This window comes from Streptomyces sp. NPDC030143 (assembly GCF_055573695.1).
Genome location: NZ_JBVIAY010000005.1, coordinates 437,475 through 451,864, shown reverse-complemented (window position 1 = coordinate 451,864; position 14,390 = coordinate 437,475). Strand labels below are relative to the sequence as shown.

Sequence of the window (14,390 nt, the reverse complement as noted above, 5' to 3'; positions counted from 1 at the left end):
CCCGGCTCGCGACGCCTGGCACGCACGCTCGCCGCGTTGCCGAAAGCCCCTGGCAGCTCCGCTACGAGGAGCTTCCGGCGCCTTGCGATCGCACGGACCGGACGCCGCGAGCTGAACGGCCTCCCCTCTTGTTCGGAGCTCCAAGGGGTCCTTGCACCATGCCCGCATGGGCCGCGCGGCCCGGCGCCTTGCGATGCACGGCACCGGACCACGCGGCCTGATCAGGCGCTCATGGTGCAAGGCCCCTGAGGGAGACGCGCGGAGCGCACGGCGCGGTCCGGGCGAATCCGGTTGCCCGGCCGGGCCGCGATGGCGGACGATCCCGGACGTGACCACGCACAGCAGCCAGGAACGCCGCGGACCCGGTCGGCCCCGCCCGTCGGGGCGTCCGGTCGCCCTGGTCACCGGGGTGGGGCGCACCGTCGGCATCGGCGCGGGCATCGCCCGCCGGCTGTCCGCCTCCGGATGGGACATCGCCTACACCTACTGGACCCCCTACGACGCGCGCATGCCGTGGGGCGGCGAGCCCGGCGCGACCGAGGCGATCGCCGACGACCTCGGCGGGCACGGGGCCGCCACCACGGCCGTCGAGGCGGACCTCGCCGACCCGGAGGCCGGCCCGGGTCTTCGACGAGGTCGAGGACAGGTCGGGCGGCATCACGGCCCTGGTGATGTGCCACTGCGAGTCGGTCGACTCCGGTCTGCTCGACACCACCGTCGAGAGCTTCGACCGGCACTTCGCGGTCAACGCCCGCGCCACCTGGCTGCTGATCCGCGAGTTCGGCCGGCGGTTCGCCGCCGCACCGGGCACCGGCCGGATCGTCTCCCTCACCAGCGACCACACGGTCGGCAACCTTCCCTACGGTGCGAGCAAGGGCGCCCTGGACCGCATCACCCTGGCCGCCGCGCACGAGTTCGCCCACCTCGGCGTCACCGCCAACGTCGTCAACCCGGGACCGGTGGACACCGGTTGGATGACCGAGGAGGTGCGCGCCGCCGTGATCGGCCGGACCCCGCTCGACCGGCTCGGCACCCCGCAGGACACCGCCCACCTCGTCGACTTCCTCTGCTCGCCGCAGGGCCAGTGGGTCAACGGCCAGCTCCTGATGAGCAACGGCGGCTTCGCGTAGGGCTCGCCCTCCGGACGAGGGGCCTCCCGCGCGTCGGGAGAGCCCGCGCTTCCCGGCGGCGGTCGTCGGATCCGAGGACCGCCGCGCGCCTCGGACCTCAGGAGGCCGTGCGGCGCCCTGGCGGGGTGAAGACGTACAGCTCGAGGATGTCCGGCAGCGGGGCCAGGCCGGGGCCGCCCGCGCGCACCCAGGCGGCGATGTCCTCGGTCGCGTCGGGGTCGTTGACGAGTCCCAGCCACACGGGACGTGCCCCCGCGGCCCGGCCGGCGGCGGAGGGCTGTACCACGACGACGTTGGCCTGGTCGCACACGTCGAGGCAGGCGGAGATGCGCACGGGCACCTGCGCGCGCAGACGGGCGGTCTGCGCCGCGTGATCGACCCCGGTCACCTTGGGACTGCCGCAGCAGCAGTCCCGGCACACGACGACCCGGCACGGTGCCGTCCCGGCCGCCCGCGCGGGCGCCTCGTCGCCGGACGCCTCGTCGCCGGACGCCCCGTCGCCGAACGCCCCGTCGGCCGTTGTCCCGTTCATACCGGGCCCGCCCCTCTCCGGGGAGATCCGCCCCGGTGTCCGTCGAGGAGGCGACGACGTGAGTCTCCTGGCTCTCGGGGCGAGGCTCGTCCCGGCCTTCCCGCCCCGTCCGGGGGCGGTGGCCTGTCGGGATCCGCTCGCCGATCACAGTGGCGGGACCGCGCCGGATTCGCACCGGCTTCCTCGGACCGCCGTCGCCCTGTCGTCGGCCATCATCCCCCATCCGCCGCTCGCCCCCACCCCCGGGTGGCACCCCGCGCGGAGTCGACGGCCGACCCGTCGGAAGGACGCGGCACCCGCCCTGCGGCGCGGGGCACGGTGGTGCCTATGCTCGGGCGTGCAGTCGGCTCACGCCCCCGTCCGACCGGAACTGCGGGGGCCGCGACGCAAGAGGGAACCTCGTGGACGGGTCGGCGGTACGGACGGCGGCACGGTGTGCGCGTGAAAACCTCCCTCCCCTTTCCGGTGCCTGTCGGGGCTCGTGACCAGGAGGTCGGACGTGATCGTGCCCGCGCAGGTTCCCGCCACGCTCGCCGGGGAGCGGGGCGGGACCCGCACCCCGGCGAGCGGTACCGTCTCCGGTGTCTGCCACGGCACCCTGGGCGAGCTGTACCAGGGCCCGCTGCGGGCGGGCGGCGATCCCGACATCGCGCTGGTGTCCTTCCCCGTGGACCGTCATGCCTGGGTGCACTTCACCCCGGGCTCGGAGCCGCCGAACCTGCTGCCGCTCGGGGAGAAGGCGGCGAAGGCCGCCCGGATCTTCCTGGAGCGCTTCGGACTCGACCTGCCGCCGGGCCGCTGGAGCACCCACTCCGAGCTGAAGGTGGGCGTGGGCATGGCCAGTTCGACAGCCGACATCGTGGCGACCCTGCGCTGTCTGTTCCGGCTGTTCGCCCTGCGGTACGACGCGGACGTGGTCCTCGGCGTCCTGGCGGCGATCGAACGGGCCGACAGCGTGTTCCTCGACGAGTTCGCCCTGCACCTCAGCGGCCGCCACCGGGTGGTCCGCCGGCTCGGCACCGACATCGGCTTCCACACCGCCTTCGTCACCGAGCCGGGCACGGTGGACACCGCCGCCGTCACCGCTCCGCTGCTGGAGCACTACCGGCGGCGCGGGGAGGAGTACCAGCGGTGCCTGACCGATCTGCTGAAGGCCTTCGACTCGGGCGACCCGGCGGCCGTGGCACGGGCGGCGACCAGCAGCGCCGCGCTCTCCCAGGAGGTGCTGCCCAAGGCCACGTTCGAGCGGGTGCTGGGCCACCGGGAGCGGTTCGGCGCCGACGGCGTCTTCGTCGCCCACACGGGGTGCCTGGTCGGCTACCTCTTCCGCCGTCGCCCCGGTCCCGACGTCAAGTCCGACCTGTCGGCCTTCTTCCACTCGCTCGGCCACCAGTGCTCGTTCGCCCGAGGTGGGTACGGGTGATCCACCCTCCTCGCCGACACCCCGGGGGTTCCCGGCCTCGTCCGGCTCATCCGCTCGCAGGGTCCGGTCCGGTGCGGCCGTCATCGTTCGCCGTCGGCGCGGCGCCCGCGTCCCGGAGGCCTGCGGGCCGCCGGGGGCGCGGTCGAGGCGCGGACGGCGAGGTCGACCGGCGGGTCGTCGACCGGCGGCGGTTGCGCGTCCGGCTGCTCGATGGCCTGCACCGGCAGGCGCAGTCCCGCGCGGGCCACGGTGTCGAACGGCTGGCGCACCGTGGTCAACGGCGGGGCGACGTACGCGGCGAGGGGATGTCGTCGAAGCCCACCACGCTGACGTCGTCCGGCACCCTCGGGCCGGCGTCGGTCAGCGCGCGGATCGGGCCGACGGCCATGTCGTCGTGGCGGCGAACACCGCGGTCACGTCCCCGTCGCGGGCCGGTCGGCGGCCGGCCGCGTAGCCCGAGGCGACGGACCAGTCATCGACGAGCACGGCGGGCTGCTCCTGCCGCGCTCCGCGAGGGTCGACCGCCGGCCTTCGAGGCGGTCCGGGCGGCGTACCACCGCGTCGGGCCCGCGAGGTGGTGGGCGGTCGTGTGCCCGAGGTCCAGGAGGTGGTCGGTCGCCGCCCGGGCCCGTTGCACGGCGTTGACCCCGGTGGCCACCGTCCGCGGGCCCCCGTGCGGCGCGGGCGCGCCCGGCAGTAACGGCACGTCGGCGGCGAAGGCGTCCGCCCCCTCGTCGATCGGCTCGGAGACGATGACGCCGTCGACGCCCTGGTGCAGCAGCGACCGCACGGCACCGGCGACGCCGCCCGGGTCGCCCTCCAGCGTGTCGACCACCCGGAGCGCGTAGCCCGCGTCGCGCGCGGCCCGCTCGACGCCGATGAGGAGCGAGGCGGGTCCGTACAGGGCGGTTCCCAGGGTGACCACGCCGATGGAGCGGGTCCGTCCGGAGGCCGGCGCCCGGGCCGCGCTGTTCAGGCGGTAGCCGAGTTCCCCGGCCGCTTCGAGCACCCGTCGGCGCGCCTCGGCGGAGACGTACCGCTCCCCGGTGAGAACCCTCGGCACCGTGTTCTGCGAGACGCCGGCCGGCCGGGCCACGTCCACGCTGCGCGGTGCCGGGGTCCCGCCCCGTCCTCCCCCTCGTGTCACCGGTGTCTCCCGTCGTCCGACTGCCCGCGTCCTGGCCAGTGCGGGCGAGCCGCCCCGCAGGTCGTGGGAGCGCTCCGGTCACAGGGGGGAGGTTCTCGGGCTCCGCCTCGCGCCGGCCGGTGAGACGGCCGCGTCCGGGAATACGGCGCGGCCACCCACAGCGAGCACGTCGAGGGCTCCCGAACGGACCGGTCGCGCCGGCGTCCGAGCCCCCGGCGAGGTCCGCGGACCTCGGCGGCCCGGACCGGCGGGAGCGGCCCGCCGGCGTCGTGCGACGAAACGGGGGAGCGCACCGGCCGGAGCCGGTGCGCCCTCCGTTCGCGGCCCGCTGCGGACCGTGCGATCAGGTGTTGTTGCCGCAGCTCCAGACCCACTTGTGGGCGGCCGCGTCGTCGTGCACGGCGCGGCCCAGACCGGCGGAGTAGCCGGCGGTCCAGGTGAAGGTGTGGCTGTTGTTGCGCAGGTTCCACTCGTGACCCTGCCCGAGACAGGCGTAGGCGCTCCGGTAGTTCTCGTTGTAGTAGATGTTCACCTGAGCGGGGGAGCCGCTGGTGCCCCGGTTGCCGACCCAGTCCACCTTGTTCTGGATCGAGTCCGGCCAGTCGGCGCTGTTGCCCTGGTTGCGGTAGGTCAGCCCGTTCTCGTCGGCGTAGGCGCAGAACTCGCCGGTGTTGCAGCCCCCGTCGGCCTGGGCCATGCCGGGGACGGCCAGGACGGCGGTCGCGGCCAGGGCCGCGCCGGCCAGGGCGGTACGAAGCTTGCTCATGATCTCCTCAGTCCTTCGCTCATGTCGGTCACTGCTGTCGGTGGCTGGTTGGGGCGCCGGATCGTTGCGCGGCCCGAGGGGGCGGTGGTCCCGGTGTCCCGGTCCGTGCCGTGGTCCCGCCGGCCGGCTGCCGTGCTGTCACGCGGTGTCAGCCCCGGCCGACCACACCGCGAGCCCTGGGCAGGGCCTGCCGTTGCAGGCGCCGTGCCGTGTCGTACGCCGTGCGGTACTCGCCGTACAGGACGTCCGCGTAGTGGCGGTCGAGGCGCTTCGCGGTCGTCGCGAGTCCGCTCACGCGGCCGCACTCGGCCTCGTCCACGGCCGCCGCGACGTCCTCGGCCTGGGCGTCCCGGCCGGTGTCCTCCATACGGACGGCCCGCAACGCCGGCGGATTGTCGGCCACATGACCGCGCTGCCGCATGCAGGCGCGCCAGGTGGCGAGCGCGGAGCGGAACGCCGGATCCTCGGCGACCCGGCCGACCCGCAGGCCGGGCAGACCGTTCACCACCTGGATCGAGCCGTACCAGGCGCGCACGTCCCCGTAGAGGGTGCGCCACGACTGTGCGGCGCAGCCCTTCTCGCTGTGGCTGAGGGTGCCGCCCATCGGGGGCGTCGCCGTGAGCCGGTCGCCGCCCTCGCCCGGCCCGTAGAGCGCGTCGCCGTAGGCCTCGTACCGCGCCTTCGGAAGCGAGTCGAGGTACCGCTTTCCCTCGCTGTTCCGCCAGTTCCGTTCCAGACGGCGCTCGATGTCCCGGCCGTAGCCGTGGCGGGCCGCCCAGGCGGCGTCGTCGATCCCGTAGGGGAACTCCCGGTAGTCCGGTGCCGACAGCCGGGGGGTGGGCCAGTAGCGGAAGCCCCGTCCGGCCAGGCAGTCCCGGATCAGCAGCTGTTCCGCGCGGTGCAGGAGGTCCAGCTCCGCCGTCGTCGGCTTGCGGGGCGGCTCGTGCCCAGCCGCGGCCACCGTGCCCGCTTTCCCGGTGGGCGGCCGGGCGGCCGGGTCGTCGCCGGTCGCCGCGACGGCCGCCGTGAGCAGGCCCGCGCAGATCGCGGCGGCGAGCAGCCACCGCAGTCCCACCCCAAGACGCACGAGCGCTCCCTCCCTGTGGGGCCGTCCCCGTGATGCCGGTCCCGTGGTGCCGGTCCCGGTCCCCTGTCGCGCCGGTGCCGTCCCGCGTGGTGTCCGTGCGGTCAGTGACCCGACGTCACGAAAGCTAGCCGTGGGGCGGGACGGGAGAACATCCGGAACGTGCGGGAGTCCCTTCCGGGGCCGGATGGGGCACCGTGCCGACGAACAGTCATGTGACGGAAAGGGGTGGAGTTCCTTGCGGCTCCGACGAGCGAGAGGTGCGGGCCGGGCGCCCGCGATACTGGTCGTGCTCATGGCAATGATGACGGTTCTGGAGGCCCTGGCGTCGGTGGCCTCCGCCGTGCCGCGGGCGGCGGGCCCGACGTCCGCGGCGGCGCCGGCCGCTCGGCCCGACTTCAAACTGCCCTTCGCCTGCAACCAGACCTGGCAGTTGCAGACGTACCGGGGCCACACGCCCGAGGACAAGAAGCTCGACATGTACCGGGTCGGCGCGCCCACCCTCGGCTCCACCGTGGCCGCGTCCGCGGCCGGCACGGTCACCGAGTTCTTCCCGCCGGGCGGCCTGGAGATCAACCACGGCAACGGCTGGTTCACGGTCTATCTGCACATGGACCGCATCGACGTGCGCCTCGGCCAGCAGGTCGCGTCCGGGGCCGCGCTCGGGCGGCTGGGCCTGGTCGGTACGACCGCGGCGCACCTGCACTACGAGCAGCTCTACGACAGCAACGGCGACAACGACGGCGAGACCGACGAGATGGTCCACCCGGTGATCCAGGGAACCGAGTACCGGCTCTCACCGGACGGCCCCTTCCCCCAGGTGACCAGCACCAACGCCTGTGGGGGCGGTGAGCCCGCGAAGTACTGGGTGGACACCTTCGCCGACGCGACCGGCTACGCCGCCGTGGACTGCGTCGGCGACTCCAGGCCCGAGTGCGCACCCCAGGGCACGCTGTTGCGGGGCACCAACTACGTCTTCTGCAAGAAGCTGGGCGACGAGGTACGGGTCGGGACCGCCCACAACCACTGGTGGCTGCTCACCGATCTCGACGAGGTGGCGCCCGGCGGGAAGGGCCGTGCCTTTGTGTCGGCGTACTACCTCCAGCGCTGGGGCAACGACGAGGCGAAGGACAACAACGGTGTCGTGATCCGCACCTGCACCGATGCGGACGTCCCCCGCACCGCGTGAGGTGACACCGGCTCAGGAACACTCGGGCACGGCGGGACGGTCCCTGGTCCGCACGGCGGGCAGCCAGCCCGTCCCGCTCGGGTCCGCGTCCGGGAGACGGACGCGGAACCAGCGGGCGGAACCGGTGCCGGTCTCGTCGGTGACCAGCGTCCCGCGGGGGACGTGGCAGTCGACGGGCAGCACGTCGCCGTGCCACACCCGGGTCACCACCACGTTCTCGACGGTGTAGGGACGTGCGGGGTCCACGGCGAGGCCGAGGCTGCACAGCGGGAGGCGGTCCTCGGCCCGGTCGCGGCACAGCTTCTCGACGTTGAACACCGTGACCCAGCCGGCCGGTTCGGTCCCGTCCCGCTCCTCGGGGCCGTCCCGGCCGAGGGCCACCGTCCAGCCGGCGGCGGCCGCTCCGCACAGCGCGGCGGCCACGGCGACACCGAGGAGCGTCCTGCGCCGTCCGCCGGCCCTCGGGACCGGTGCCGACCGCATCCGGGCCAGCAGGCTCTCGGCGGTGTGGGCGGCGCGTTCGGCGTGCGTGGGGGCCAGGCAGTCGGCGGCCAGCTCGCGCCAGAGGGGCGGCACGGCGCTGTCCAGCCGCAGCGGCGCGCGCCCCGCGGCGTACTCCTGCACGGCCGCCGCACGCGCCGTCGGGGTGGCCCCCGGAAACGGGGAGACACCGCCGGTGAACACCTGGTGGATCATGATGCCGAGGGCCCAGACGTCGTTGCTCTGCCGCACCTGGACCCCCCGCTCGCCCAGCGGCGCCCGCCAGCGTTCGGGGGGAAGGTAGTCGGGGGTGCCGAGCGGCGGCATGTAGCCGTGGGTGCCGTGGGTGCCGTCCAGTTCCACGGCGAGACCGAAGTCGGAGAGCCGGACCGAACCGTCGGCCATGATCAGCACGTTGTCGGGCTTGAGGTCGCCGTGCACCCAGCCCAGTCCGTGCAGATGGGCCAGCCCCTCGCAGATCTCGGTCAGGAGCCGCGACCTCTCGGACTCCGGCGCCCCCGGCCCGTCCTGTTCGAGGAGCCGGCGCAGGCTGTGCTCCGCCCGCTCCATGACCAGGACGACGGCCCCGTCGAGGACGTCGTCTCCGGGTTCGCTGAGCACGACCGAGTCGAGCATCCGGATCAGCCGCGGATGGCGGGTCCGGCGCCCCAACTCGCTCTCGCGCCGGGCGCTGTCCGCGAGGGCGCGCGCCTGGCGCGGGGCCAGTCCGGCGGTGGGCAGGAACTTGAGCGCGACGGCTGACGGCCGGTCCGTCACCGGCCCCGGTCCCGACTCCCCGTCGTCGGGAGCCGCGGGCCGCCCCTCGTAGACGGTCCCCCAGCCCCCGCTGGCGATCCGTTCGCCGACCTCCCACTCCCCCACCCGGTAGCCGGGCGGGAGGTGGTCCGGTGGCCCGCTCACGGGGCGGCCGCCCTCGCCCGTACCCCTCCTGCCGTCCGGGGCGGCAGCAGCGCGAGGTGTTCCTCCCGGACCAGTCCGAAGCGGAGCGCGAGTCCGACGACCGCCTCGCGCTTGCCGTTGCGGCGGGCGCCCTGTCCGGGTTCCGCGGCGGCGGGGACGCTCAGCCGGAGTTTCTCCTCGGCGAGGTAGTCGATGTGGGAGCTGACCGCACGGGCGCTGAGTCCGCCGTACTCCGGATGGTTGCCGAGCCGTTCGACGACCTGGGGCGTGGTCGGCACGGCGACCGCCGACTCGTCGCGCAGCCGGGGCTCGCAGAGCGCGACCAGGACCAGGAAGTAGGCGGCGGTCTCGTCCAGGGAGTAGGCGGTGAGGGTCTGCGTCCCCCAACCGCCGCCCGCGTGCTGCACACGGTCCGGATCGAGGTACACGTGGTCCGGCGCGAACACCTGGAAGCTCACCGTCGACCCCCGGGTGGGCAGGACGACCCGGGCGAACTCGAAGGGAATGGGCGCCCCGGCCCGGCGCGGCGGGACCCGCAGGTACTCGCCCGCCCCTTCCGGGTTCTCCACCAGGTAGCTGTGGCCGGTGCTGAAGTTGCTCAACTGCCAGTGGTCCTCGGTCACCCGGATCTCTCCCGCCAGCCGGGAGACCGCCGGATCGCCGAGCCGCAGTTCGACCGGCGTACCGGGCGATCCGCGTCCGAAGCGGGCCACGCCGCCCGGCCCCAGCCGCAGGGTCACCGGCCCCGCACCGTGGTCCGGCCGGCCCGCGGCCGGGTCCGGGAGGTGGATCACGACTCCGCTCATCTCACTGTCCCCCCATCCTCGCCAGCGTCGTCCCATCGGCGCCGTACACGGTGAACGCCGGTGTCCCGCTGTGCATTTCGGTGACGTCCTCGCCCTGCTCCGAGGGGCTGCTGACCGCGTACGTCGTCACGAAGGCGGGCCGTCCGGCGGTGCGCACGATCGGCAGTTCGGTGGTCCGGCCGTGGTCCTCCATGGTGATCCGGGCGGCCGGTGTGCTCCCGGTGTACGCGAGGACGTGGACCACTCCCCCGTCGCGGGGGTACGCGCTCCGGGTCATCGGCACGCCCGGCTGGTAGACGTCCAACGGCCCCACGCAGGTGGGTTCCTCCTCGTCCGGTAAGGCGGTGCAGTACTCGTCGTCCCGCAACTCGTACCAGACGCCGAGCCCCGCTTCGATCCGCTGCCGCACCCGCACCACCCGAACGGGCGAGGTGGAGGAGGGTGCGGAGGCGGAGGGGCCCGCGGATCCGGGCGGGTCGAGGGACTGCACGGCGGGGGCCGCCCCGCTCCCGCCGTCGTCCTCGAGGGGTGTCCGGGCGAGGAAGAACGCCGCGGGGACGAGCACGGCCGCCGCCACCGCCATCCGCACCCGCCGCCGGCGTACGCGCCGGAGCGCCGCGCAGCGCCCCAGCACCTCCTCCCGTGGGAGCACGGTCACCGCACAGCGCTGCGCGGCCTCCTCGAGTTCCCTCCACAGTGCGGGGATCGGCGGCCGGGAGCCGTCGAGGTCCGCCTGCACGTCCGTCCTCTCGGCTCCGCGCCCCTCTCGCCGGTACGCCGGGAGACGCCTCCGGGGCGTAGACGGACAGTTCGGCACTCCTGCGGAGCTTCTTCAGGGCGCGGCTGGTCTGGCTCTTGACGTTGCCGACCGAACAGCCCAGCGCCTGTGCGGTCTCCTGCTCGCTGAGGCACTCCCAGTACCTCAGGACGACGACGGCCCGCTGCCGGGCCGGGAGGGCGGCGAGGGCGGCCAGCAGCACGGACCTGTTGTCGCTGGTGTCGTAGCTGTCGTCCCCCTCACCGGCGGGCGGCCGTTCGGGCAGCGTGGGCGTGAGCAGTTGCACCACCCGGCGCTTGCGCTGCCGGTTGGTGTTGTTGTTCACGAGCGCCCGGCGGACGTACTGATCGGGTACGTCGAGTCCGCGGATGTGGTTCCGGCGGAGGTAGACCTGGGCGAGCGTGGCCTGCACCAGGTCCTCGGCCTCGTGGTGGTCACCGCCGGTGAGCAGGTAGGCGGTGCGGAGCAGTCGTGGCCAGCGGGTGGCCGCGTAGGTCTCGAAGTCGGCGAGGTCGTCGGTCCCGGCCGCCCCCGCGTGCGTGTCGTGCGTGTCCTGCAAGGTCTCTTGCTTGGCGCTCTCGACGGTCCGGGCGTGGTCGGCGCCCCGTCCGAGATGAGCCCCCGGCATCCAGGGGCTGGTCGTTGCACACACCCCGTTTACCCCGTTCCTTCCCTTTCTCGCGCGCGAAGCCGGCGGAGCACGGATCGCTCCTCCTGGTAACACCCCTCCCTTCCGGCTCGAGTTGCACGCGGGGACGTTCCGGTTGCGACACGGCGTGAATCGGTCGGCGTACGATCCCATGGCGAGCGGCCTCCGGGACGAGACACAGGAGCACCGGAGGCGGGCGGATCACCGGAGGCACCGGAGGCGGGCGCATCGCGGACCGGGGCAGCGCCGCACGGGGCGCGCCGGGCGCATCGCGGCACAACAAAAAAGGGAAAGGAGGTCACCCACTCCTTTCCACTCTCAACGTATAGCGCACCGGGGGGCTTGCGGCAAGGCCCCCGTGGTGGCGCAGAATCTCCGGCCGAGGCCGGAATCAACGAAACGGGAGTCGCATGCGTGTGGTGTGGTCGACGTACGGGTCGCGCGGGGACGTCGAACCCCTGGCGGGACTCGCATCGGCGGTACGGGGAGCCGGCGCGCGGGTGCGGGTGTACGCGCCCCCGGACGAGGACTTCGCGCAGCGGCCGGCCGCTGTCGGCGTGCCGCTGACGCCGGCGCGGTTCCGCCGGGTCGCCGCCGTCGTGCACCACGGCGATGCCGGCACCACGACGACGGCCACCCGCGCCGGCACGCCGCAGGGGGTGGCTCGGACGGTGGACCAGCCGTACCGGGCCGGCCGGGTGGCCGAGCCGGGCATCGGCGTGGCACCCGACGGTCCGACGCCGGCCTTCACGTCCCCGTCCGCCGCGCTCACGACGGCCCCGGCCCCCGCGACCCGGGCACGGGCGGCGGCCGGCACGATCCGCACGGACGGAGCGGCGGTCGCCGCGCGGCTGACGTTCGACGGGATCAGCCGGGAACGGCCGCCCGGGCCCGCGTGAACCACGCGCGCACGCCGAGCAGGACTCGGCACACGACAACCGGCTCAGGTCTTCCGGCCGCCGGTCCGCACCCCTCGCCGCACCGCCTCGAACGCCGGCGGCCACACAACGGAGCCCATGCCTTGAACCCCTTGACCACCAGCGCGTTCGACCTTCCCGACCGCCTCTCGCCCAAGGCCGCCCCGGAGCTGATCGCCGGTGACGAGCGGCACTTCGCGGCGATCGCGGAGTGTCTCGCCCGGACGATCGCCGAGCTGACCGACCGTCTCGACGTCGCGCGCAGGGCGCCCGGCGGCATGGGCCAGGAGGCGATGGACCGGGACATCGAGATCCACCGGCTGACCGCCCGTCTGCGCACACTGCGGCGCTTCGGCCTCGACCTGTGCCTCGGGCACATGGTCGGCGCGCACGACACCGAACCCGTGTACGTCGGGCGCCTGGGCCTGACGGACGGCGAGGGCCGTCGGCTGCTGGTCGACTGGCGTTCCCCCGCGGCCGAGCCTTTCTTCGGCGCCACCCACGCCCGTCCGATGGGGCTGGCGAGCCGCCGCAGGTACCGCTGGAAGGACGGCCGGGTCGGCGACTACTGGGACGAGGTGTTCACCGCGGACGCCTTCGCCGGGCACCGCGCCTCGCTCGACGACCAGTCCGCCTTCATCGCCGGCCTGGGCGCCGACCGCTCGCCCCGGATGCGGGACGTGCTCGGCACCATCCAGGCCGACCAGGACGCGATCATCCGCGCCGGATCCCGCGGCACCCTCGTCGTCGACGGGGGTCCGGGCACCGGCAAGACCGTCGTCGCCCTGCACCGCTCGGCGTACCTGCTGCATGCGGACCCCCGCCTCGGTCACCGACGGGGAGGTGTGCTGTTCGTCGGTCCGCACCGGCCCTATCTCGCGTACGTCTCCGACGTCCTGCCCAGCCTCGGCGAGGAGGGCGTGCAGACCTGCGTCCTGCGGGACCTCGTCGCCGAGGGAGCCGGGGCGGCGGTCGAGAGCGACCCGGAGGTGGCCCGCCTGAAGTCGTCCGCGGACCTGGTGAAGGCGATCGAGAAGGCCGTCCGGTTCTACGAGGAGCCGCCCACCGAGGGGATGACGGTCACCACCCACTGGTCCGACATCCGCCTGAGCGCCGCCGACTGGGCGGTGGTGTTCGAGGCGGCCGAACCCGGAACGCCGCACAACGAGGCGCGCGGCCAGATCTGGGAGGAACTGCTCACCCTCCTGGTGGACCGGCACGAGGAGGACGCATCGGCGGACGACGGCGAGGTCTCGCCCGAGCTGCTGCGCAGGTCGCTGGCGCGCAACCGGGAGCTGCTGTCGGCCTTCAACCGGGCGTGGCCGCTGCTCGAGGCGGCGGACCTGGTCTCGGACCTGTGGTCGGTCCCCGCCTATCTGCGCATGTGCGCTCCCTGGCTCGGCCGCGACGAGGTCGAGAAGCTGCAACGCGCGGACGCCCGGGCCTGGACGGTGTCCGACCTTCCGCTCCTGGACGCGGCGCGGCAGCGACTGGGCGATCCGGAGGCGGCACGCCGCAGGCGTCGGCACGAGGCCGACGTCGCCGCCGAACGCGAGCGCATGAGCCAGGTCGTGGACGGCCTGATCGCGGTCGCGGACGACGAGTACGGCACGGGTCTGGTGACGATGCTGCGCGGTGCGGACTTCCATGACGCCCTGGTCGACGGGACCTCACCGGCCGACGCCGACCCGGACCGGCTCGCCGGCCCGTTCGCGCACATCGTCGTCGACGAGGCGCAGGAACTGACCGACGCGGAGTGGCAGATGCTGCTGCTGCGCTGTCCGTCGCGCAGCTTCACCGTCGTCGGGGACCGCGCCCAGGCCCGGCACGGGTTCACGGAGTCGTGGCGGGAGCGGCTGGAGCGGGTCGGGTTCGACCGGATCGACCTGGCCTCCCTGACCGTGAACTACCGGACGCCGGAGGAGATCATGGCGGCGGCCGAACCGGTGATCCGGGCCGTGCTCCCGGACGCCAACGTGCCGGCCTCCATCCGCACCGGCGGGATCCCGGTGGCGTACGGGTCCGCCGCGGACCTGGATTCCGTCCTCGAGACCTGGCTCGCCGCGCACGACGACGGGATCGCCTGCGTCATCGGCGCCCCCGCCTTCCGGACGACGTCCCGCGTCCGGTCGCTGACCCCGGAGCTGTCGAAGGGGCTGGAGTTCGACCTGGTCGTCCTCGTCGACCCGGAGAGGTTCGGCGAGGGCGTCGCGGGAGCGGTCGACCGCTACGTGGCGATGACCCGGGCCACCCAGCAGCTCGTCGTCCTCACCAGCCCCTGACACGGCCGGCGATCCGACGCCCCCCGCGATCCTCCCGCAGGCGGACCCGGTGCGCAGGTGCCGGGCCCGTGCCGAGCACCGAGTCCCGGGGGACCCCCCTGACGGGGTGCGCTGTGCACGGGGCGGCCTCCATGGGGCGGGCGTGCGGGCACGGGGCGGGCGGTGACCTCACGGCCGCCGCGAGCGCGGGCACGGTGGCGTGCGTGCAGGATGGGCGCCGTGCGGACACGGAAGGGCCGTCGGGGGACGCGGGGGCGGCCAGTCCGTGCACGCGGGGCGGCCGTCG

The 14,390-nt window shown here is 74.3% G+C and carries 9 protein-coding genes, 4 pseudogenes and 1 riboswitch; of the genes and pseudogenes, 5 read left to right on the top strand and 8 right to left on the bottom strand.

Features of this window, described 5'->3' with window-relative positions; translation table 11 throughout:
• Window positions 1-328 precede the first annotated feature (328 nt).
• Window positions 329-1,130: pseudogene (locus ACZ4YY_RS12610) on the top strand (SDR family oxidoreductase).
• A gap of 97 nt (window positions 1,131-1,227) precedes the next feature.
• Here the strand turns inward: ACZ4YY_RS12610 and ACZ4YY_RS12605 are convergent.
• Window positions 1,228-1,662, bottom strand: coding sequence for a (2Fe-2S) ferredoxin domain-containing protein (locus tag ACZ4YY_RS12605; RefSeq protein ID WP_468287680.1), 435 nt, complete (start codon window positions 1,660-1,662; stop codon window positions 1,228-1,230).
• A 61-nt stretch (window positions 1,663-1,723) separates the two neighbouring features.
• Window positions 1,724-1,846, bottom strand: a riboswitch (cobalamin riboswitch).
• 315 nt (window positions 1,847-2,161) lie between these two features.
• On the opposite strand from ACZ4YY_RS12605, the gene ACZ4YY_RS12600 reads away from it, so the two are divergent.
• The gene (locus tag ACZ4YY_RS12600; protein WP_468287677.1) at window positions 2,162-3,085 is read left to right on the top strand and encodes a GHMP family kinase ATP-binding protein; all 924 of its coding nucleotides are present in this window, start codon (window positions 2,162-2,164) and stop codon (window positions 3,083-3,085) included.
• Window positions 3,086-3,165: 80 nt separating this feature from the next.
• Here the strand turns inward: ACZ4YY_RS12600 and ACZ4YY_RS12595 are convergent.
• The 3 genes and pseudogenes from ACZ4YY_RS12595 to ACZ4YY_RS12585 all read right to left on the bottom strand — a co-directional run bounded on the left by ACZ4YY_RS12595 (window position 3,166) and on the right by ACZ4YY_RS12585 (window position 6,085).
• Window positions 3,166-4,187, bottom strand: a pseudogene (locus tag ACZ4YY_RS12595) (LacI family DNA-binding transcriptional regulator).
• Between the two features lie 388 nt (window positions 4,188-4,575).
• A complete protein-coding gene (locus ACZ4YY_RS12590) occupies window positions 4,576-4,998 on the bottom strand; it encodes a hypothetical protein (RefSeq protein WP_468287675.1) in 423 nt (140 codons plus the stop codon).
• A 148-nt stretch (window positions 4,999-5,146) separates the two neighbouring features.
• Entirely contained in the window at window positions 5,147-6,085 is a 939-nt protein-coding gene (locus tag ACZ4YY_RS12585; RefSeq protein WP_468287672.1) for a hypothetical protein, read from the bottom strand.
• Window positions 6,086-6,377: 292 nt separating this feature from the next.
• On the opposite strand from ACZ4YY_RS12585, the gene ACZ4YY_RS12580 reads away from it, so the two are divergent.
• A complete protein-coding gene (locus ACZ4YY_RS12580) occupies window positions 6,378-7,271 on the top strand; it encodes a M23 family metallopeptidase (protein ID WP_468287669.1) in 894 nt (297 codons plus the stop codon).
• A 12-nt stretch (window positions 7,272-7,283) separates the two neighbouring features.
• Here ACZ4YY_RS12580 and ACZ4YY_RS12575 read toward each other — a convergent pair whose 3' ends face one another.
• From ACZ4YY_RS12575 to ACZ4YY_RS12560, 4 genes and pseudogenes are all read right to left on the bottom strand, one after another.
• On the bottom strand, window positions 7,284-8,672 hold the full coding sequence (locus ACZ4YY_RS12575) for a serine/threonine-protein kinase (RefSeq protein WP_468287667.1): 1,389 nt from the start codon (window positions 8,670-8,672) through the stop codon (window positions 7,284-7,286).
• On the bottom strand, window positions 8,669-9,478 hold the full coding sequence (locus tag ACZ4YY_RS12570) for a serine/threonine protein kinase (RefSeq protein WP_468287664.1): 810 nt from the start codon (window positions 9,476-9,478) through the stop codon (window positions 8,669-8,671). Before ACZ4YY_RS12570 ends, ACZ4YY_RS12575 begins: the two co-directional genes overlap by 4 nt.
• 1 nt (window position 9,479) lies before the next feature.
• Window positions 9,480-10,217 (bottom strand): hypothetical protein, encoded by a 738-nt coding sequence (locus ACZ4YY_RS12565; RefSeq protein WP_468287737.1) that lies wholly within the window; start codon window positions 10,215-10,217, stop codon window positions 9,480-9,482.
• 79 nt (window positions 10,218-10,296) lie between these two features.
• Window positions 10,297-10,884 (bottom strand): annotated as a pseudogene (locus tag ACZ4YY_RS12560) (SigE family RNA polymerase sigma factor); the annotation flags it as partial.
• Between the two features lie 593 nt (window positions 10,885-11,477).
• Here ACZ4YY_RS12560 and ACZ4YY_RS12555 point away from each other — a divergent pair.
• A pseudogene (locus ACZ4YY_RS12555) lies at window positions 11,478-11,804 on the top strand (nucleotide disphospho-sugar-binding domain-containing protein); the annotation flags it as partial.
• A 122-nt stretch (window positions 11,805-11,926) separates the two neighbouring features.
• Window positions 11,927-14,104: an RNA polymerase recycling motor ATPase HelR gene (gene helR / locus ACZ4YY_RS12550; protein ID WP_468287661.1), complete on the top strand. Its 2,178-nt coding sequence runs from the start codon at window positions 11,927-11,929 to the stop codon at window positions 14,102-14,104.
• Window positions 14,105-14,390: the final 286 nt, after the last annotated feature.

What these genes read in the sequence shown, in the direction of transcription:
- ACZ4YY_RS12605 (WP_468287680.1), bottom strand. Translation starts at nt 1,662, where the DNA reads ATGAACGGGACAACGGCCGACGGGGCGTTCGGCGACGGGGCGTCCGGC.
- ACZ4YY_RS12590 (WP_468287675.1), bottom strand. Translation starts at nt 4,998, where the DNA reads ATGAGCAAGCTTCGTACCGCCCTGGCCGGCGCGGCCCTGGCCGCGACC.
- ACZ4YY_RS12580 (WP_468287669.1), top strand. Translation starts at nt 6,378, where the DNA reads ATGGCAATGATGACGGTTCTGGAGGCCCTGGCGTCGGTGGCCTCCGCC.
- ACZ4YY_RS12570 (WP_468287664.1), bottom strand. Translation starts at nt 9,478, where the DNA reads ATGAGCGGAGTCGTGATCCACCTCCCGGACCCGGCCGCGGGCCGGCCG.